Source organism: Streptomyces sp. NPDC001348, assembly GCF_053597535.1.
The window spans coordinates 50,746-69,815 of sequence record NZ_JBSFIK010000023.1 but is presented as its reverse complement, the minus strand read 5'-3'; the positions used below and the strand labels follow the sequence as shown (position 1 = coordinate 69,815).

The window sequence follows — 19,070 nt, the reverse complement described above, 5'->3', positions numbered from 1 at the left end:
AGTACCGCACCCTGGTGTCGCCGCGCTCTACGATTGCCCTGAATCCACGGCGGAGAAGGAGAACCCTGGCCATGCGACGGCTCGGCGAGCTGGAGGCGGAGATCATGGACCGTCTGTGGAAGTGGCGGCGCCCGGCGACCGTTCGCGAGATCGTCGACGACATCAACCGGACCCGGCCGGTCGCGTACACCACGGTGATGACGGTGGCCAACATCCTCCACGGCAAGGGCTGGTTGGTGCGCGAGCAGAAGGAAGGCCGCGCCTGGCTCTACGAGCCCGTGCGCACCCGAGAGCAGTACTCCGCCGCTCTCATGGAGGACGCCCTCGACGCCAGCGAGGACCGCCCGGTGGCGCTCGCCCACTTCGTCGGACAGATGTCACCCGCGGAACTCACCGCGCTACGCAAGGCGCTGCGCGAGGCCGGAAAGCGCACGGACGGCTGACCCGGGCCCTGCTGCCCGGCACCGGAGCACGCGGGTTGCACGTTCAACTACGAACCAACTAAGTTGCCTCCGGAAAAGGCGTGATCATCCGAGCCGAGGTGACCGCGCCCGAACGGCCACATGTGCTGGTGACCGGCACCTGGCCAGTCCGCGCAACTCGGAGGAGTCGTCAGAGGATGGCAACGCATCGTCGACCCAGGCAACCCAGTCGCGCCCGTGTGACCGTGCTCACCACCGCTGCCGCCGCTGCCGTCGCGTTCAGCGCCCAGGCCGCCAACGCGGCCCCCAGCGCCAAGCCGAGCAAGGACGAGGTCAAGTCCAAGGTCGACGCACTGTACGAGGATGCCGAGAAAGCCACCGAGCAGTACAACGGGGCCAGGGAGAAGCAGGAAAAGCTGCAGAAGCAGATATCCACCCTGCAGGACCAGGTCGCCCGCGGCCAGGACGAGCTCAACGAGCTGCGCGACGGCATCGGCACCATGGCCAGCGCTCAGTACCGCAGCGGCGGCATCGACCCCTCCGTCCAGCTCTTCCTTTCCTCGGACCCCGACGACTACCTCGACAAGGCCTCCAGCCTCGACCAGCTGAGCAGCAAGCAGGTCCAGACGCTGGAGAAGATCCAGGAGAAGCAGCGCGAGCTGGCCCAGGAACGCACCGAGGCCACCAGGAAGCTCAAGGACCTGGCGGACACCCGCAGCGAACTGGGCAAGAAGAAGAAGGAAGTACAAGGCAAGCTCGCCGCCGCGCAGAAGCTGCTCAACACCCTGACCGCCAAGGAGAAGGCGGCGCTGGACGCCGAGCAGCAGAGTGCCAGTCGTTCCTCCACCGAGCGCGTGAACCTCGGCGACACCCCGCCCGCCTCGGGCCGGGCCGCGGCGGCCTTCGCCGCCGCCAAGTCCAAGCTCGGCTCGCCCTACGTCTACGGCGCCTCCGGCCCGTCCTCCTACGACTGCTCGGGCCTGACCTCCTGGGCCTACGCCCAGGCCGGCGTCTCCATACCGCGCACCTCGGAGGCACAGGCCACCATAGGCACGAGGATCAGCTCGGCGGGCGACCTCCAGGTCGGCGACCTGGTCTTCTTCTTCAACGACCTGCACCACGTGGGCCTTTACGCGGGCAACGGCCAGATACTGCACGCTCCGCGTACCGGCACCGTCGTCCGTTACGAGTCGATGGACACGATCGGCGGGCCCTTCATGTTCGGCGTCCGCGTCTGACGCCCTTCCACCCTGGCGCCCGACGGAGTCCGTCGTCCACCCTGGCGCCCGACGGAGTCCGTCGCCTCCGCTGCCCGCACGGCGCGAGCCGTGCCGGCAGCGGAGCACGTCGACAGATCCGTCAGGCCTGGTAGGCCACGAGCGCCATCATCCCCGCCTCGCCGTGGTAGGCGTTGTGGCAGTGCAGCATCCACTGACCCGGGTTGTCCGCGTCGAAGAAGACCGACACCGTCCTCTTCGGCAGCACGATGGTGGTGTCCTTGCGGGGGCCGTCCGTCCCGATCCGGAAGGTGTGGCCGTGCAGATGGACCGGGTGCCACATCGTCGTCCTGTTGACGAAGTCCAGCCGGATCCGCTCCCCCTGCCTGACCAGGACGGGGTTCGCGGTGGGGTTGCCCATGTCGAACCGCTCGCCGTTGATGCCCCAGTCGTACTTGCCCATGCCACCGGTCAGTTCGATGCGGTGGACCCGGTCGGCCCGCTTCGTCTCCAGCCGGACGTCTTCGGCCGCCGTCAACTGCGAGGCGGACATGATCACGCCGTCCAGTTCCTTCGGGCGGACGCTCGGCTTCGGTACGCTGCCGGAGCTCGTCCGGACCACCGCCATGCCGCTCGCGTTCTTGCCCTCGGCGAGCGCGACCAGCGGGAAGACACCGTCGCCCAGGGTGACCAGGACGTCGTACCGCTCCCCCATGCCTACGAGCAGCGCGTCCACTTGCCGGTGCGCGACCGGGAAACCGTCGGTGTGCGTGATGGTCAGCTTGTGCCCGCCGAGCGCGACCCGGTACGCCGTGTCGGCGCCCGCGTTGATGATGCGCAGCCGGATCCGCTTGCCGGGCTTGCCGGCGTACACGCCGGGGTCGCTCGGAACACGGCCGTTGACCAGGTGGTACGGGTACCTGACGTCGCCGGCGTCACCACCGAGCAGCCTGCTCTCGGCACCCATGAGCATGAACTTCGTCGACATCCGGCCGGACGGGGACGGTGAGGCGCTCGCCGGGCCGGAACTCCCCTTCCGCATGCTCATGTTGCTCATGTCCATCCCGTCCATGCCCATGCCGCCCATGCCGTGCTTGAGCTCGGCGAAGACCTCGTCGGGCGTGCCGGTGACGCCGTCGACCCAGTCGTCGAGGACGACGACCCACTCGTCGTCGTACGACAGCGGCTCCCTGGGGTCCTCGACGATCAGCGGCGCGTACAGGCCACGGTCGAGCTGGACGCCGACGTGCGGGTGGAAGAAGTAGGTGCCGGGGGTGTCGGTGACGAACCGGTAGGTGAAGTCGCTGCCGGCCCGCACGGCGGACTGGGTGACCGGAGGGACTCCGTCCATGTCGGCGCGCAGGGCGATGCCGTGCCAGTGGATGGACGTGGTGGTCCTGTCCGGCAGCCGGTTGGACAGTTCGGCGACGAGCGTGTCGCCCATGGACAGGCGTAGTTCCCTGCCCGGGGTCCGCCCCGAGAAGGCCCAGGTGTTCGCCATGATTCCACTGCCGAGGTCGAGCATGGCGTTCGTGGCGGTCAGGGTGGCGCGCCGCGTCCTGCCGGTGCTCTCGCGCTTCTTCTCTGCGGCGGCGACCGCCGGGCCGGACGGACTGACGAGGGCGGGCGAGCCGGAGCTGCCGGATCCGCCGCTGCAGGCGGCGAGTGCGCCCGCTCCGGCGATGCCGAGGCCGGCCAGGAGTACGGATCGGCGGTTCATGCTGTGCACGGATGGTCCTCTTCTCACGATCGGTTCCACTGGGGTCGCGCGGGGACGGCTGCGCGTGCGCACGAGGCCACGCGCGGCCGCGGTCGCGGCCTACAGGCGCAATCGGGAGAGGAGTGACAGATCGGGCGGCGCTCTGTTCACCGTCCCGGGGGCGTTCGGCCCGGTGGTGGTGCCGGAGAGGTGGACCGGCCGGTGACCGGCCGCGGACTCGGCCGGAGGCACCAGCTTCACCGTGTCGACACTGGCGGTGGAACAGTGCTGCGTCGCCGTGCCCGAGCAGAAGCCTTCGTCAGCGGCGACGAAAGCCGCCGCTCGGGGCTTCGGGCCACCGGAGTCGGCGTGACCTTGCGCCGATGGGACCGGCCCGTGGTCCATGCCTGCGGTCCCGACCGCGCGGGATCCGATATGGGTCATCGGGGCGACAGTCTCGTGGTGCACGAGCACGGCAAGCACCGCCACCAGGGTGATGACGACGGCACGCGTGCGGCGCAGCGCGACGCCGGAGGCACCGCTGTGCTGCACTTCGGCTGTCGTCACGGTTTTCCCGTCCATGTTTCCGATGACGTCGGGCGCCCCCAATATACCCCCATGGGGTAACCGGGAGGCGTCAGCGGCGTCGGCGCTCGCACGAGGACGGCACACCGCCGGCCCGGTCACGCGATGAAGCGGGCAGCCATGGTGGCGCTGTGCAGCAAGTACTCCAGCGGACCGCGGCGGAAGAAGCGGGTCCACAGGAGCGCGAGCGCCATGGCCACGACGACGAAGGCGAGGAACACCGGCAGCGCCGCCCGCTCCGGCAAGTCGTCGGTACCCAGCAGGCGGATGGCCACGATGTGGAACACGTAGACGGTCAGGGAGACCGAGCCGACCGCGGCGAGCGGTGCGAGCAGCCGGTTGAGGGGTTTCCAGGTCTGTACGGCCAGGAAGCAGGCGGCCAGGACGGCGAGCGCGACGCCGGTGTTGCCCACGATGGACCACGAGGTCTGACTGTGGGGGGCGGCGACGAGCAGCCAGGCCGGGTGGCCGGAGGCGACCTCGTCGCCCACGGCGTCGGACCACCAGGCCGAGGCCGCGGAGCCGCCGCCCGTGGCCGCCCTCACCCCCGCCCGCGCGCCGGGGACCGAGTGCAGGGCCAGCCAGGATCCTCCGTAACCGATCACCGCCAGCGCCGCCCCGCCGAACGCCAGCCTGGCGAGCAGGTCACGGCGGGAGAGGTCGAGCCTGGCCACCGCCATGCCGGCCACGATGAAGGGAAACCACGTGAGCGCCGGGTACGCGCCGGTGACGAAGAGTTCGAGGAACCCGTCCGAGCCGGTGAGCCGCGCCAGCGGATCGAGTCCGATCACGGGGCCGGCCCAGCTTCCGCCGTCGACCGCTGCTCTCAGCGGATACAGCACCTGCGGCATGACGAGCGCGCTCGAGGCCGCGACGAGCGCCAGGGTTCTCGCGCTCAGACGGTACAGCGGGAGCGCGAGCACGAACAGCAGCCCGTAGAACGACAGGATCACGTCGACGTCGGTATCCAGCAGCTCCAGCAGGTAGCCCAGCACCATCAGGCCGGCGGCACGGACCAGGACACGGCCGACCGCCTGACGCGCGCCGCGCCCCGTGTACGGCCTACGGCGGCCCGTGAGGAGGACGAGGGTGAAGCCGGCGAGAACCGCGAACAGGGCGGACGACCGGCCGCTTGCCACCTCCATGGCCCAGCCGAGCGGGCCGCCCACCGACGGGTCGGGACCGACGTGCACGGCGAACATGCCCAGGATCGCCAGGCCACGCGCGACATCGAGGCCGATCAGCCGCCCCTTCGAAGGCGCGTGGACCGGCGAGTCGTTCCCGGTGGTCGTGAACGGCTCGGCCGGAGCGTAGAAGCGTCCCATCGCTCACCACACTTTCAGGAAGGTTGCCGGGACAACCATCCGGCAGGTGGCCGGACCGCCCCCGCCGACCGGCGGTACGGGGGCCGGGGAGACGGGCGGTTCAGGCATGGAGCGACCTCTCTCTATGAACCGACGTAGTAATGCCAGACGTCGCAGAGTCCGCGCTCACCTTTCCGATCCGCCGGCCGCGCGAGACGGAACCCCGCTTCCTGAACCCTCGCGGCCATCCGTGCGTACTAAGCGTCATAGCAGTAGAACGGCCCTGGTACGCCGAAGATCGGGAAGGTCACGATGGGGAACACTCCTCTCAACTGGTCCATCGCCGCGGTCGCCGCCCTTGTCGCGGGCGTCAGCGCGGTCCGCGTCGCGACGACCACGAGCGAGACCCGGCTGACAGCGGGCGCCGACCTGCTCATGGGGCTGGGCATGACACTCATGGCACTGCCCGCCACGGCCTCCTGGTACGGGGCGCACGGCATCTGGTGGGCGGTGGCCTTCGGCCTCGTCGCATTCGGTGGAATCTCAGCGGCCGTGCAGCGCGCGCACGGTCGCGGCTGGAAAGAAGGCCGCCACTGGGTTCACCTGATCGTCGGCAGCGCCGGCATGGTGATCATGACGCTCGCCATGACGACCACCTCGTCCGGGCCGGTACTCGCCCTCGGATCCTCCATGGCCGACATGCCGGGGATGGAGGAAACAGCCGCGACGACGAGCATGTCGGGGATGCAGGGCATGGCCGGCATGCGGTCGATGCCCGGGATGTCCATGGCGGGCATGGATTCCGCCACCGCGCCGGCGGCGCCGTCGAACTCGCTCTGGCACTACGTCATCCTGGCACTCGGCGTCTACTTCGCACTCTCGATCGGCGCGTCCGTCCGGGCTCGGGTCCGCGGTACCGACAAGAGCCTCGCCGACGGCCGGAGCTGGGGCCGCTGGCTGCTCGCCGTGCCGGACACGCTGCTCGTCTTCCTCGCCTCGCTCACGCTGTCCGCCTGGGACAGGGCCCGTACCGGCGAGCAGTCCGGCCGCGGCCGCCGCCGCAAGGCCGGTGCCTCGCCGGACGCCGCGCTGGCCGCGCACATCGGCATGGGCGTGACCATGTCCGGGATGCTGTTCCTGATGGCCACGTGAGGAGCACCCCGACGGCCGCCGACGCGGCCGTGGCAGGCCCGGTGGACCCATGGGGGCGGGGACCCGGACGGGAATACCCCAGGGGGGTATAGTGTTGTGCCGTGGGGAGGGCCGGAGAGCATCCCCCTCCCCACGGATGGACCCACGCTCCCCACGCAAGGAAGAGGGCAATGACCGATCAGACGAACACCGGCTCCTGCTGCGGCTCCTGCGGTACCGGCGCGGCCACCGACGTCCAGGTCCACGGCACCGGCGTCACGACCGTGTACAGGGTCTCCGGCATGACCTGCAGTCACTGCGAGGGCGCCGTCTCCAAGGAGATAGGCACCCTGGACGGCGTCACCGCGGTCACGGCCGTCGCAGAGACCGGCGAGGTCACCGTCACCTCCGCCGCCCCGCTGGACGAGGAGGCCGTTCGCTCCGCCGTCGACGAGGCCGGCTACGAGCTCGTCGGCCAGGCCTGACAGTTCCTCCGGGACCTCCGTCCCGGCACGACGCGCATTCCCTCCCACGCCGGGACGTACCGCTCCGCTGATACGGACGCCGTACGTCCCGGCCTGTCCCAGGAGATCCGCATGACCAGCACGGCTCCCGAGAAGACGCTCAGCAGTACGACTCCCGCGCCCGCCGCCGAGGTCGAGCTCTCCATCGGCGGTATGACCTGCGCCTCGTGCGCCGCCCGCATCGAGAAGAAGCTCAACCGGATGGACGGCGTCACGGCCACCGTCAACTTCGCCACCGAGAAGGCGAAGGTCGGCTACGCCCCGGGCGTCGAGGTCGCCGACCTCATCGCGACCGTGGAGAGGACGGGCTACACCGCCGAGGCACCGCCCCCTCCGTCGGCGACGGAGACGGGGGCCGGCACCGAGGCTTCGACTGCCCCGGACGGCGGACTGCTCCCCCTGCGCCAGCGGTTGTTCGTGTCGCTGGCACTGTCCGTGCCGGTCGTGCTGATGGCCATGGTCCCGGCCCTGCAGTTCGACAACTGGCAGTGGCTGTCGCTCACCCTGGCGGCACCGGTCGTGGCCTGGGGCGCGTTCCCCTTCCACAAGGCCGCCCTCACCAACGCCCGGCACGGCGCCGCCACCATGGACACGCTGGTGTCCCTCGGTACCCTCGCCGCCCTCGGCTGGTCCTTGTGGGCGCTGTTCTTCGGGCACGCCGGCATGCCGGGCATGCGACACGGCTTCGAGTTCACCGTCTCACGCACGGACGGCTCCTCCTCCATCTACCTGGAGGCCGCGGCCGGCGTGACCACCTTCATCCTGGCCGGCCGCTACCTGGAAGCGAAGTCCAAGCGCAAGGCGGGTGCGGCGCTGCGAGCCCTCGTCGAGCTCGGCGCGAAGGAGGTGTCGGTGCTGCGCGGCGGCAAGGAGGTCCGTATCCCCGCCGCCCAGCTGGCGGTCGGCGACCGCTTCGTCGTACGCCCCGGTGAGAAGATCGCCACCGACGGCCTGGTCGTCGAAGGTGTGTCCGCCGTCGACGCATCCATGCTCACCGGCGAGTCCGTGCCGGTGGACGCGGCCGTCGGCGACGCGGTCACCGGTGCCACCGTCAACGCGGGCGGCCGGCTCGTCGTCGAAGCCACCCGCGTCGGTGCCGACACCCAGCTCGCACGGATGGCCAGGCTCGTCGAGGACGCACAGAACGGCAAGGCGGCTGTGCAGCGTCTCGCCGACCGGATATCGGCGGTCTTCGTACCGGTGGTCATCCTCATCGCCCTCGCCACGCTGCTGACCTGGCTGCTCGTCACGGGTGACGTCACCGCCGCCTTCACCGCGGCCGTCGCCGTACTGATCATCGCCTGCCCGTGCGCCCTCGGCCTGGCCACGCCGACCGCGCTGATGGTCGGCACCGGGCGCGGCGCCCAGCTCGGCATCCTCATCAAGGGTCCGGAGGTACTGGAGTCCACCCGCCGGGTCGACACCGTCGTCCTCGACAAGACCGGCACCGTCACCACCGGCCGGATGACCCTCCAGGAGGTGCACGTCGCCGACGGTGTGGACGAGGACCAACTGCTGCGGCTGACCGGTGCGCTGGAGCATGCCTCCGAGCACCCCATCGCCCAGGCCATCGCGGCCGGGGCCGTGGAACGCACCGGAAGCCTTCCGGTGCCGGAGAACTTCGAGAACGTCGCCGGACTCGGCGTACAGGGCGTCGTCGACGGGCACGCGGTGCTCGTCGGCCGTGAGCAACTGCTCGGACAGTGGGCCATCGAGCTGCCCCACGAGCTGGCCCGGGCCAAGGCAGCGGCGGAGGCCGAGGGCCGTACGGCGGTCGCCGTCGCCTGGGACGGCGAGGCGCGCGGTGTTCTCGCCGTGGCCGACGCCGTGAAGGACACCAGCGCGGAAGCCGTCGCGGAACTGCGCCGGCTCGGGCTGACCCCCGTTCTGCTCACCGGCGACAACAAGCTCGTCGCCGAATCGGTCGCACGCTCCGTCGGCATCGACGAGGTGATCGCGGAAGTCCTGCCCCAGGACAAGGTCGACGTGGTCAGGCGGTTGCAGTCCGAGGGTCGTACGGTCGCGATGGTCGGCGACGGCGTCAACGACGCGGCCGCCCTGGCCACCGCCGACCTGGGCCTCGCGATGGGCACCGGCACGGACGCGGCGATCGAGGCCGGTGACCTCACCCTCGTCCGCGGTGACCTGCGGGTGGCCGCGGACGCCATCCGCCTGTCCCGCAGGACCCTCGCCACCATCAAGGGCAACCTCTTCTGGGCCTTCGGCTACAACGTCGCCGCCCTGCCCCTGGCCGCCTTCGGCATGCTCAACCCGATGATCGCGGGCGCGGCCATGGCCTTCTCGTCCGTCTTCGTCGTCACCAACAGCCTCCGGCTGCGCAGCTTCAAGTAGCCCGCAGGGCAACGACGTCCAGAACAGGCGCCCGGTCACCACGACCGGGCGCCTGCCGGCGTCGACGGGCCACCGCGAACGAGTGGTGGCGGGGCACGGCGGCTCATGGTGGCGTGGCGAGATCCACCCTGTTCTACTAACCAGCTAAGTAGTAGAGTTTGCTCGGCGCCTCATGGAACACCGGGGTCCCTGTTCGTGGTAGGCACCCCCGGCGCCTTCAGGAAGGCGATAGGGGGCCTTGGTGAGGTGTCTCCGCTGCGTGAAAGCGCGGTTGCCGGGGGAAGTGCGGGCTCTGACAGCGAGTTCAGGGCCCGCACGCCAGCAGCAGGGGCAGCAGCGGAGCCGTGAGACTGGCCGCCGACACCGCGAGCCGTGTCGCACGACGAGGCCGGGGCTGCGGGGTGAGAACGCGTCGCAGCCGGATGAGAACGCCCGAGCCCCCGACTCCCAGAGCGCCCAGCGGCGCTCGCGCCGACGCGACCTCGTACATGGCTGTGGCGAGCACGTCCCTGGAGTGATGCCGCAGAGCCCGGTCGTCCGCGAGCATCTCCAGCAGCAGGTAGGTCTGCTCGTTGGCCCGGCGGGCCAACGGGAGACCGGAGAAGGCGCGGGCGAAGGCGTCGGCAAGGACCCGCGGCAGGTGGTGCATGCCCTTGATGTGAGCGCGTTCGTGCTCCAGCACGGCGTGCAGCTGAGCCTCGGAGAGGACGTCCAGCGCGCCGCGGGTGACCACGACCCGGGAGCGGCGGCCTGGCAGACAGTAGACGGCGGGGACGTCGTGGTCGACGATCGTGGCACCGTACTCGGGGGCCGGTTCGCCGACGAGTGCCAGTATGCCGAGTTGGCGTCGGCGGGCGCGCCGGGCGCGCCAGACGCACCGGGCGAGCCTGCCGAGAGGCAGCAGCACGACCGCTGTCGGCGCGGCCAGGACGAGGACGTCGTCGATACCCGGCGGTCCGTCGTTCACGGGCGCGTCGGCAGCCACTCCGCAGGCGGTGAGCAGCCCGAAAAGCCCGTCATGGGCGTGCTGTTCGAGGAGGACGAGGTGGTACACGGCGAGGGCGGTCGCGATGACGAAAGTGGCCATCAGACCCTGCCAGGCCAGCACCGCGACGCCGGGAGCACGCTGCGCCCAGGACGCCCCTGCCAGCAGGGGAGGCAGGACGGCGCCCACCAGGACCGCGTATCCGGCCAGCACCGCGGCTGTGATCATGCTTGCTCCGCCTGTTCGCCCTTCGGAGGGCCGAGCGTAGCGCCTGCGCCTCCCGCGGCGTGATCCGCTCCAGGAAACCGACCGCGCCGCGGGCGAGGGGTCGTTGCTCGCCGACGCCCGTCCGCACCTGACGCGTGCGGTGTGGACGGCAAGGTCCTGATGGCCTCCGGCCCCCGCTCCTACGGTACGCTTTCATGCGAAACCACTTAGTAGAGTAGCGGCCCATGGACGGAGGTCCTCCAGTGCAGGCGAGCCGGCACGTCCGGGCAGCAGGCACCCTCGGGCGTCTGCTGCTCCTCGTCGTGCTCGCGCTCGGCGTGTTCATCATGCACACGATGGGCCACCCGGACGACTGCCCGAGCATGAGCATGAGCATGAGCAGCGCGTCTCATGCGTCGGCGACCGTGCACGACGGACATGCCGAGGTGCACAAACCGGGCGTGCTGTCCGCTCACGCTTCGGCCGTGCCAAGCCGCGCGGAGAAGCCCGCCCGGCCCGCACCCGCGCACCCGCCCCTCATGGCGATGAACATGCTCTCGCTGTGCGTGGCGGTCATGACGGGCGCCTGGGTCCTCGCGGCACTTGTGCGGCCGGCACTCACCCGCCGCCCCGCCCGGCCGGCGGACCTGCTCGCGCGAGCCCACACCATGGTGCCGCCGAACCCTCCGCCGCGCGGTCCCGATCTCACCCGGCTGTCCGTCCTGCGGCTGTAGGCCGCCACGCCTCGCGGGCGCGCGCCCTCGCGCGCGGCCCGGCGATCTCGCGTACGCAAGAGCACATGACAGACAGACAGACAAGGTGACATCCCCCATGACCGCGTTTCCGCACACTCCGCACCGCAAGTCCACCCGCCGCATCGCCGCCGCGAGCGCCGTGGCGGCTGCCGCGCTGCTGCTCTCCGCCTGCAGCAACGACGGCGGCGACGGCATGAGCGGTATGAACCACGGCGGCGCCAAGAGCCCGGCGACGGCCTCGGCGGGCTCCACGGCCGGGACCTACGGCGACGCCGACGTCTCCTTCGCCCAGATGATGATCCCGCACCATGAACAGGCCCTGGACATGTCCGAGCTGGCCGACGGCCGGGCGTCCGACGCGCAGATCAAGGACATCGCGGCGAAGATCGAGAAGGCCCAGGATCCCGAGATCGCGATGATGAAGGGCTGGCTGCGGACCTGGGGCAAGCCGACCGCCATGGGCGACATGCCCGGCATGAGCATGGGTGACGGCATGATGTCCGACAAGGACATGAAGGAACTCAAGGCCATGAAGGGCGCGGAGTTCGACAAGATGTTCGCCCAGATGATGATCAAGCACCATCAGGGCGCGATCACCATGGCCGAGAGCGAGCAGAAGAAGGGGAGGAACGCGGACGCCGTGAAGATGGCCGGTGACATCGTCAAGGGGCAGTCCGCCGAGGTCAAGCAGCTTCGGACCATCCTCGACCGGCTCTGATCCGGTACCCCGTGCCCGTCGGGGTTCCATGGCGCCGACGCCGCGGAACCCCGACGGTGCGGCCGCTACCGCCACCGGCCCGGAGGCCTGCCCGGGCCGGTCGGCGCCCAAGGGTACGGAAGCCGGCCGCGCCACCGTCCCCCGGCTGAGGCAGCCGCGCGGACACGAGGCGACAACGAGGGCGCAACGGGTGGGTGGCGAGGCCCCGGTTCGGCGCGTGTCGTCCCTACCATCCGGCGAACAGGGGCACACGCAGCGGCCCCCGGGCAAAGGGGGGCCTGTGCCGTCGACCGTTCCATGGCCGGTGTTCCGGCGCTTCGCCGGCGCCGTCGCGGCCTGCGTGGCCCTGACCGCGGCCTCCGGGTGCACGGTGCCCGTGGACGCCGTCGCCGGCATATCCGTGAGCGCCGACGGCCGTCTGCTGGGCGTCATGATGGTCTGCGGGCACCGGATCGACGGGGCGACCCTCTTCGTGGACGACGACGACACCGGCCGTACGGCGACGGTCGGGTCGTGGACCGCCGACCGCCCCCTCGCGGCCGGTCTCACCACCTGGACCCTCGATTCCCGTTCCGCCGGCTGGGCAGCGACCAGGCCCGTCCCTCCGCTCACCGCTGGAACCACCTATGCCCTCTACGGCTGGACCAGGGACAACTCGTGGTCGTCGAGCGGTGTCACCTTCACCCTCGCGGACCGTGACCGGCTCACCCCGGGAACGGTGCGCTACGACGACGTCTCGGCGAACGGGGACGATTCCGCGGTCACCGTCCCCATGGCGGAGTTCAGAGCCAGGGCCTGCGAGAACGGTTGACGGTCGCCGCCCTCTCCATGGGCGCCCCGAGCGACCCGGTCCCTGCCCGGCAGGCCGGCCGCCCCGAAGGCCACCGCACCCGGGTGATCTGCTTTGCTGTCCCCGACGGTCAGGCACCTCACACCGGGAACGATCATGCGGGCAGACGTACACCAGGTCGCCGACGGCACCTACCTGGTGCACGGGAGCGACACCAACTGGGTGATCCTCACGGACGGTGACGCACTCACGCTGGTGGACACCGGCTACCCCGGGGACCGGCAGCGGCTGCTCGACTCCCTCGACGCGGTGGGCGGCGGGCCGGAGGCGGTAGAGGCCGTGCTGATCACCCACGCGCACAACGACCACCTCGGCTCGGCCGAGTACCTGCGCCGGACACACGGCACACCGGTGTACCTCCACCCGGCCGAAGTCCCGCACGCCCGCCGGGACTTCCTCCAGCAGGTGTCCGTCGGCGACGTGCTGCGCAACGCCTGGCGGCCCGGCGTGCTGCCGTGGACGGCGCACGTGCTGCGCTCCGGCGGCACCGAGCAGCATCCCGTGACCACTCCGGAGGCGTTCCCGGCGGACGGCCCGCTCGACCTGCCGGGCCGGCCCGTCCCCGTGCACACCCCCGGCCACACCGACGGGCACTGCGCTTACCACCTGCCCGATGCGGGCATCGTCATCTCCGGCGACGCCCTGGCGAGCGGCCACGCCACCTCCCGCGTCACCGGGCCGCAGCTGCTGCCCGGCATGTTCCACCACGACCGCGCCCGCGCGGTCGCCTCACTGAAGATCATCGAACAGCTCGACGGTGACACCCTGTTGCCCGGGCACGGCCCGGTCCACAGGGGTCCGGTGCGGGAAGCGGCCCGGCTGGCGCGGGAACGCGCGCGGTAGACACTCACGCTAGACACTTAAGGTTCGTGCCATGGCATTGCAGATCAGCGCCACCAACCCGGAGCACCCCCTCCTGCTGCTCGAGCTCCCCTGGGACGTGCCCCTGGCGGAGTGGCCCGAGGAGTACCTCGTCCCGCTGCCCCGGGGCATCTCCCGGCACGTGGTGCGCTACTCCCGTGCCGGGGACGAGGTGATCGCGGTCAAGGAGCTCGCGGAACGGCCCGCGCTGCGCGAGTACGAGCTGCTGCGCGACCTGGACCGGCTGGGCATCCCCTCGGTGGACCCCCTCGCAGTGGTGACCGGACGCACCGACCGCGCCGGCGCCCCGCTGGAGCCGGTGCTGATCACCCGGCACCTGGGCGGCTCGATGCCGTACCGCTCCATGTTCGAGACGACCATGCGACCGGCCACCATGCACCGGCTGATGGACGCCCTGGCGGTACTGCTGGTGCGGCTGCACCTGGCCGGGTTCGCCTGGGGGGACTGCTCGCTGTCCAACACGCTGTTCCGGCGGGACGCGGGCGCCTACGCCGCCTACCTGGTGGACGCGGAGACCGGCGACCTGCACCCGCAGCTCAGCCCCGGGCAGCGGGAGTACGACCTCGATCTAGCCCGCGTGAACATCAGCGGCGAGCTGCTGGACCTGGAGGCGTCGGGGGCGCTGCACCCGTCCGTCGACCCGATCGAGTTCGGCCACGAGATCTGCACCCGTTACCACAGTCTGTGGGAGGAGCTGACCCGTACCTCCGTGTACCCGGCCGGCAAGTACCACTACATAGAGCGCCGGATACGCCGGCTGAACGAGCTGGGCTTCGACGTGGCCGAGATGCAGATCGAGCACTCCCCCGGCGGGGACACGGTCACCTTCGTGCCGAAGGTCGTCGACGCCGGCCACCACCAGCGTCAGCTGCTGCGGCTGACCGGTCTGGACACCGAGGAGAACCAGGCCCGGCGGCTGCTGAACGACCTGGAGAGCTGGATGGCCACCCAGGACGACTACGCCCCGGGCGACCCCCTCGCCGCCCGCCCCGAGGTGCTGGCCCACCGGTGGGTGCGGGACGTGTTCCGGCCGACCGTGCGGGCCGTGCCGCGGGAGCTGCGCGGCTCCATGGACCCCGCGGAGATCTACCACGAGCTGCTGGAGCACCGCTGGTACCTGTCCGAGCAGGCCCAGCACGACATCGGCCTGGACACGGCGGTCGCGGACTACATCGAGAAGGTCCTGCCCAAGGCCCGTGAGACGCTGGAGCCGACCACGCCCGGGTAGCCGGTCACTCGTGCGGCACGACGGCCACGGGGCACTCCGCGTGGTGCAGCACCCCGTGCGCCACCGAGCCGATCCGGGCGCCGACCGCCGTCAGGTGCGCGCGGCGCCCCACGACCATCAGCTGGGCCCGCCCGGCCACCGACAGCAGCACCTGCCCGGCGCTGCCCATCTCCACCTGTTCGGCCACCGGCACGTCCGGGAACCGCTCCCGCCACGGCTTCAGCGCGTCGGCCAGGGCCTTGCGCTCGTACGGCTCCAGGCCCCCGGCGTCGTCGAGGAGCTTGAGCGAACCGGGGCTGTAGGCGAACACGGGCGGCAGGGACCAGGCGCGTACCGCCCGCACCCCGGCGCCGCGGGCCGCCGCCGTTTCGAACGCGAACCGCAGGGCGGCCGCGCTGTCCTCGGGACGGCCGTGCTGCCCCACGACGACCTCCCGCCCGGCCGCCTCGGCCGCGGGCCGGTCCCCGGCCCGGACCAGCACCACGGGCCGGGTAGCCTCCGCGATCACCTGCTGCCCTACGGAACCCAGCAGGAACCCGACGACGGCGCCGTGCCCACGCGAGCCCAGCACCAGCATCTCCGCCTCGCCCGCGGCGGCGACCAGCGACTCGATCGTGTCCGACTCGACGGCGTCGGTGGTCACCGTCAGCTCAGGATGCCGCTCGGCGACCGTCCGCCCGGCCTGGGCGACCGCCCCGGTCACCCACCCGGCCTGGGCGTCCCGGTCGGCGCCGTCCACGGCCTCGTACCGCCAGGCGTGCACCACGCACAGCGGCACCCCCCGGCGCACGGCCTCGCGGGCAGCCCAGGCCACCGCCGCGAGGGACTCCTCCGTGCCGTCGAACCCTGCCGTGATCGGGCGTGTCATGTGCGGGCCTCCTGATGATCGCTGCTGTGCGGGCCAGTCTCCACTACCCTGCCGGTCATGGCCTTGCGGTGGGAACAACTGATCGTGGACGCGGTGGACCCGGTGGCCCTGGGGCGCTGGTGGGCCGAGGCGCTGGGCTGGGTGGTCGTGAGCGACACCGCCGACGAGTACGAGATCCGCCCCGCCCCCGATCGCCTCCCGGGGCTGCTCTTCGGACGGGTGCCCGAGAAGAAGACGCCCCTCAAGAACCGGCTGCACCTCGACTTCCGGCCCGACGACCGGGACGCCGAGGTCACCCGCCTGCTGGCGCTGGGGGCACGGCACGCCGACGTCGGGCAGAGCGGCGAGGAACCCTGGGTGGTCCTGGCGGACCCGGAGGGCAACGAGTTCTGCGTGCTCGGCTCCCGGCAGGGCTGAAAGGCGCCCCGCCGGCCGTGTGTGCCGTGCCCTGTGCTCGGAGTGCACTGCCGCCGCCGACCCGGAGCACGACTCGGCGATCGAACATACGATGGGCGGGAACCGGTGCGGTGACAACGGGGTGGAGACGCATGGTACAGACCGCCGACGCAGCGCGGACCGTCATCCTGACCGTGGACGACGACCCCGGGGTGTCCCGGGCCGTCGCCCGCGACCTCAGGCGGCGTTACGGCGAGTCGTACCGGATCGTGCGCGCGGAGTCCGGTGAGTCCGCACTGCAGGCGCTGCGCGAGCTGAAACTGCGCGGCGACCTGGTCGCGGTGATCCTGGCCGACTACCGCATGCCGCAGATGAACGGGATCGAGTTCCTGGAACAGGCGCTCGACGTCTATCCCGGTGCGCGCCGCGTGCTGCTCACCGCCTACGCCGACACCAACGCGGCGATCGACGCGATCAACGTCGTCGACCTCGACCACTACCTGCTCAAGCCGTGGGACCCGCCGGAGGAGAAGCTCTACCCGGTGCTGGACGATCTGCTCCAGGCGTGGCGCAGCAGCGACTACCGGCCGGTGCCCAGCACCAAGGTCGTCGGGCACCGGTGGTCGGCGCGGTCCTCGGAGGTGCGCGAGTTCCTGGCCCGCAACCAGGTGCCGTACCGCTGGTACTCGGCCGACGAGCCGGAGGGGCAGCGGCTGCTGGCGGTGGCCGGGCAGGACGGGCAGCGGCTGCCGCTGGTGATCACCCCGGACGGTGAGGCCCTGGTCGCGCCCGAGGCGCCCGAGCTGGCCGCGCGGGTGGGGCTGGCGACGACGCCGACGGCGGACTTCTACGACCTCGTCGTCATCGGCGGCGGTCCGGCGGGCCTCGGCGCGGCGGTGTACGGGGCCTCGGAGGGGCTGCGGACCGTGCTCGTGGAGCGGTCGGCGACCGGCGGGCAGGCCGGGCAGAGCTCGCGGATCGAGAACTACCTCGGCTTCCCCGACGGCGTCTCCGGTGGCCAGCTCACCGAGCGGGCACGGCGGCAGGCGGCCAAGTTCGGCGCCGAGATCCTCACCGCGCGCGAGGTGACGGGACTCGAGGTCTGCGGGGCGGCCCGGGTCGTACGGTTCTCGGACGGCTCGGCGATCGCGGCGCACAGCGTCATCCTGGCGACGGGCGTCCAGTACCGGCAGCTGGAGGCCGCGGGCTGCACCGACCTGACCGGGTGCGGGGTGTTCTACGGCTCCGCGCTGACCGAGGCCGCCGCCTGCCAGGGGCACGACGTGTACATCGTGGGCGGCGCCAACTCGGCGGGACAGGCGGCGATGTACCTGTCCAGGTTCGCCAAGTCGGTCACGCTGCTGGTGCGCGGCCCCGATCTGTCGGCGTCGATGTCGCACTACCTGATCCAGCAGATCGAGGAGTCCCCGAACATCTCGGTCCGCGGTCACACGGTGGTCGACGAAGCGCACGGCTCGAGCCGCCTGGAGCAGCTGACGTTGCGTCATGTGTCGAGCGGGGAGCGCGAACAGGTCGACGCACAGTGGATGTTCGTGTTCATCGGGGCCGCTCCGCTCACCGACTGGCTGGGCGGGACGGTGCTGCGCGACGAGCGGGGTTTCATCCTGGCGGGGCCCGACCTGACCGCCGACGGACGGCCGCCGGCGGGCTGGGAGCTGGACCGGCCGCCGTACCACCTGGAGACCAGCGTGCCCGGTGTGTTCGTGGCGGGCGACGCCCGAGCCGAGTCCGCCAAGCGGGTCGCGTCCGCCGTCGGAGAGGGAGCCATGGCAGTGATGCTCGTCCACCGGTATCTGGAGCAGTCGTGAGCGGGCAGGTGGTGCCGTGCAGCCCGCGGGAGGTCGCCTCGCTGTTCCTGTTCGAGAAACTCGCCCCCGAGCAGCTCGGGCGGCTCTGCGCCGCGGGCCGGGTCGAGCTGTTCCAGCCCGGCCCGGTGTACACCGAGGGTGATCCGGCGACCTGCTTCTACGTGATGATCGAGGGCACGGTGGTGCTCTCCCGCCGGGTCGGCGGTGACGACGTGGAGGTCGTCCGGAGCTCGCAACGCGGGGTGTACTCGGGCGCCATGCAGGCCTACCTCGGGGACCGGGTGCGGCAGGTGTACAACAACTCGATGCGGGTGACGGAGCCGACCCGGTTCTTCGTGCTGCCCGCGGACACCTTCGCCGAGATCATGAGCGAGTGGTTCCCGATGGCGGTCCACCTGCTGGAGGGGCTGTTCTTCGGCACGAAGAACACGCAGGCGGCGATAGGCCAGCGGGAACGCCTGCTGGCGCTGGGCTCGTTGTCGGCCGGTCTGACCCACGAACTCAACAACCCCGCGGCTGCGGCCGTGCGGGCCACGGCGACCCTGCGGGAGCGGGTGGCCAAGATGCGGCACAAGCTCGCCGTCATCGCCGAGGGCCCCTTCTCCCGCGAGACGCTGGCGGACCTCATCGAGATCCAGGAACGCACCGCCGAACGGGTCGCCAAGGCCCCCGTGCTCAGCCCGCTGGAGGCCTCGGACCGCGAGGACGCCCTGGCCGACTGGCTGGACGACCACGGCATCGCCCAGGGCTGGCAGCTCGCGCCCACCTTCGTCCAGGCCGGGCTGGACATCGACTGGCTGGAGCAGGTCGCGGCGGCGGTCGGCGCGGAGATCCTGCCGGGGGCGGTCGGCTGGCTCAACTACACCGTCGAGACCGAGCTGCTGATGAACGAGATCGACGACTCCACCACCCGTATCTCGCACCTCGTCGACGCCGCCAAGCAGTACTCCCAGCTGGACCGCGCCCCCTTCCGGGTGGTGGACGTCCATGAACTCCTCGACAGCACCCTGCTGATGCTGTCCGGCAAGATCGGGCCGCGGATCGGTGTCGTGAAGGACTACGACCGCACGCTCCCGAAGATCCCCGCCTACCCGGCGGAGCTCAACCAGGTGTGGACC

At 71.2% G+C, this 19,070-nt stretch carries 18 protein-coding genes; 13 read left to right on the top strand and 5 right to left on the bottom strand.

The window, feature by feature from the left end:
- The first annotated feature begins 71 nt into the window (after window positions 1–71).
- On the top strand, window positions 72–443 hold the full coding sequence (locus ACWC21_RS23810; protein WP_450884820.1) for a BlaI/MecI/CopY family transcriptional regulator: 372 nt from the start codon (window positions 72–74) through the stop codon (window positions 441–443).
- A gap of 176 nt (window positions 444–619) precedes the next feature.
- The gene (locus ACWC21_RS23805; RefSeq protein WP_450884819.1) at window positions 620–1,660 is read left to right on the top strand and encodes an NlpC/P60 family protein; all 1,041 of its coding nucleotides are present in this window, start codon (window positions 620–622) and stop codon (window positions 1,658–1,660) included.
- A gap of 121 nt (window positions 1,661–1,781) precedes the next feature.
- On the opposite strand, the gene ACWC21_RS23800 is transcribed toward ACWC21_RS23805, so the two are convergent.
- The 3 genes from ACWC21_RS23800 to ACWC21_RS23790 all read right to left on the bottom strand — a co-directional run bounded on the left by ACWC21_RS23800 (window position 1,782) and on the right by ACWC21_RS23790 (window position 5,248).
- Window positions 1,782–3,368, bottom strand: coding sequence for a multicopper oxidase family protein (locus tag ACWC21_RS23800; RefSeq protein WP_450884818.1), 1,587 nt, complete (start codon window positions 3,366–3,368; stop codon window positions 1,782–1,784).
- Between the two features lie 90 nt (window positions 3,369–3,458).
- Window positions 3,459–3,920, bottom strand: coding sequence for a hypothetical protein (locus ACWC21_RS23795; protein ID WP_450884817.1), 462 nt, complete (start codon window positions 3,918–3,920; stop codon window positions 3,459–3,461).
- Window positions 3,921–4,021: 101 nt separating this feature from the next.
- On the bottom strand, window positions 4,022–5,248 hold the full coding sequence (locus ACWC21_RS23790; RefSeq protein WP_450884816.1) for a DUF418 domain-containing protein: 1,227 nt from the start codon (window positions 5,246–5,248) through the stop codon (window positions 4,022–4,024).
- 291 nt (window positions 5,249–5,539) lie between these two features.
- On the opposite strand from ACWC21_RS23790, the gene ACWC21_RS23785 reads away from it, so the two are divergent.
- The 3 genes from ACWC21_RS23785 (at window position 5,540) to ACWC21_RS23775 (ending at window position 9,234) form a co-directional block, all read left to right on the top strand.
- Window positions 5,540–6,379 carry a DUF5134 domain-containing protein gene (locus tag ACWC21_RS23785; RefSeq protein WP_450884815.1) on the top strand — a complete coding sequence of 280 codons (840 nt, stop codon included), beginning with the start codon at window positions 5,540–5,542 and terminating at the stop codon, window positions 6,377–6,379.
- 170 nt (window positions 6,380–6,549) lie between these two features.
- Complete coding sequence (locus tag ACWC21_RS23780; protein ID WP_450884814.1) at window positions 6,550–6,843, top strand: heavy-metal-associated domain-containing protein; 294 nt, start codon at window positions 6,550–6,552, stop codon at window positions 6,841–6,843.
- 111 nt (window positions 6,844–6,954) lie between these two features.
- On the top strand, window positions 6,955–9,234 hold the full coding sequence (locus ACWC21_RS23775; protein WP_450884813.1) for a heavy metal translocating P-type ATPase: 2,280 nt from the start codon (window positions 6,955–6,957) through the stop codon (window positions 9,232–9,234).
- A 304-nt stretch (window positions 9,235–9,538) separates the two neighbouring features.
- Here ACWC21_RS23775 and ACWC21_RS23770 read toward each other — a convergent pair whose 3' ends face one another.
- The gene (locus ACWC21_RS23770; protein WP_450884812.1) at window positions 9,539–10,447 is read right to left on the bottom strand and encodes a M56 family metallopeptidase; all 909 of its coding nucleotides are present in this window, start codon (window positions 10,445–10,447) and stop codon (window positions 9,539–9,541) included.
- A gap of 224 nt (window positions 10,448–10,671) precedes the next feature.
- Here ACWC21_RS23770 and ACWC21_RS23765 point away from each other — a divergent pair, with 224 nt between their 5' ends.
- The 5 genes from ACWC21_RS23765 (at window position 10,672) to ACWC21_RS23745 (ending at window position 14,859) form a co-directional block, all read left to right on the top strand.
- Complete coding sequence (locus ACWC21_RS23765; protein ID WP_450884811.1) at window positions 10,672–11,160, top strand: DUF6153 family protein; 489 nt, start codon at window positions 10,672–10,674, stop codon at window positions 11,158–11,160.
- Between the two features lie 97 nt (window positions 11,161–11,257).
- Window positions 11,258–11,899 (top strand): DUF305 domain-containing protein, encoded by a 642-nt coding sequence (locus tag ACWC21_RS23760; protein WP_450884810.1) that lies wholly within the window; start codon window positions 11,258–11,260, stop codon window positions 11,897–11,899.
- 280 nt (window positions 11,900–12,179) lie between these two features.
- Window positions 12,180–12,710, top strand: coding sequence for a hypothetical protein (locus tag ACWC21_RS23755; protein ID WP_450884809.1), 531 nt, complete (start codon window positions 12,180–12,182; stop codon window positions 12,708–12,710).
- Window positions 12,711–12,845: 135 nt separating this feature from the next.
- Complete coding sequence (locus tag ACWC21_RS23750; protein ID WP_450884808.1) at window positions 12,846–13,592, top strand: MBL fold metallo-hydrolase; 747 nt, start codon at window positions 12,846–12,848, stop codon at window positions 13,590–13,592.
- Between the two features lie 31 nt (window positions 13,593–13,623).
- On the top strand, window positions 13,624–14,859 hold the full coding sequence (locus ACWC21_RS23745) for a DUF4032 domain-containing protein (RefSeq protein ID WP_450884807.1): 1,236 nt from the start codon (window positions 13,624–13,626) through the stop codon (window positions 14,857–14,859).
- A gap of 4 nt (window positions 14,860–14,863) precedes the next feature.
- Here the strand turns inward: ACWC21_RS23745 and ACWC21_RS23740 are convergent, their stop codons facing one another.
- Complete coding sequence (locus tag ACWC21_RS23740) at window positions 14,864–15,727, bottom strand: universal stress protein (protein WP_450884806.1); 864 nt, start codon at window positions 15,725–15,727, stop codon at window positions 14,864–14,866.
- Window positions 15,728–15,784: 57 nt separating this feature from the next.
- Between ACWC21_RS23740 and ACWC21_RS23735 the strand changes: the two genes are divergently transcribed.
- From ACWC21_RS23735 to ACWC21_RS23725, 3 genes are all read left to right on the top strand, one after another.
- Window positions 15,785–16,144, top strand: coding sequence for a VOC family protein (locus ACWC21_RS23735; RefSeq protein WP_450884805.1), 360 nt, complete (start codon window positions 15,785–15,787; stop codon window positions 16,142–16,144).
- 131 nt (window positions 16,145–16,275) lie between these two features.
- Complete coding sequence (locus ACWC21_RS23730) at window positions 16,276–17,952, top strand: FAD-dependent oxidoreductase (protein ID WP_450884804.1); 1,677 nt, start codon at window positions 16,276–16,278, stop codon at window positions 17,950–17,952.
- On the top strand, window positions 17,949–19,070 hold a 1,122-nt coding region (locus ACWC21_RS23725; protein WP_450884803.1), incomplete at its 3' end, for a cyclic nucleotide-binding domain-containing protein. The genes ACWC21_RS23730 and ACWC21_RS23725, both read left to right, overlap by 4 nt.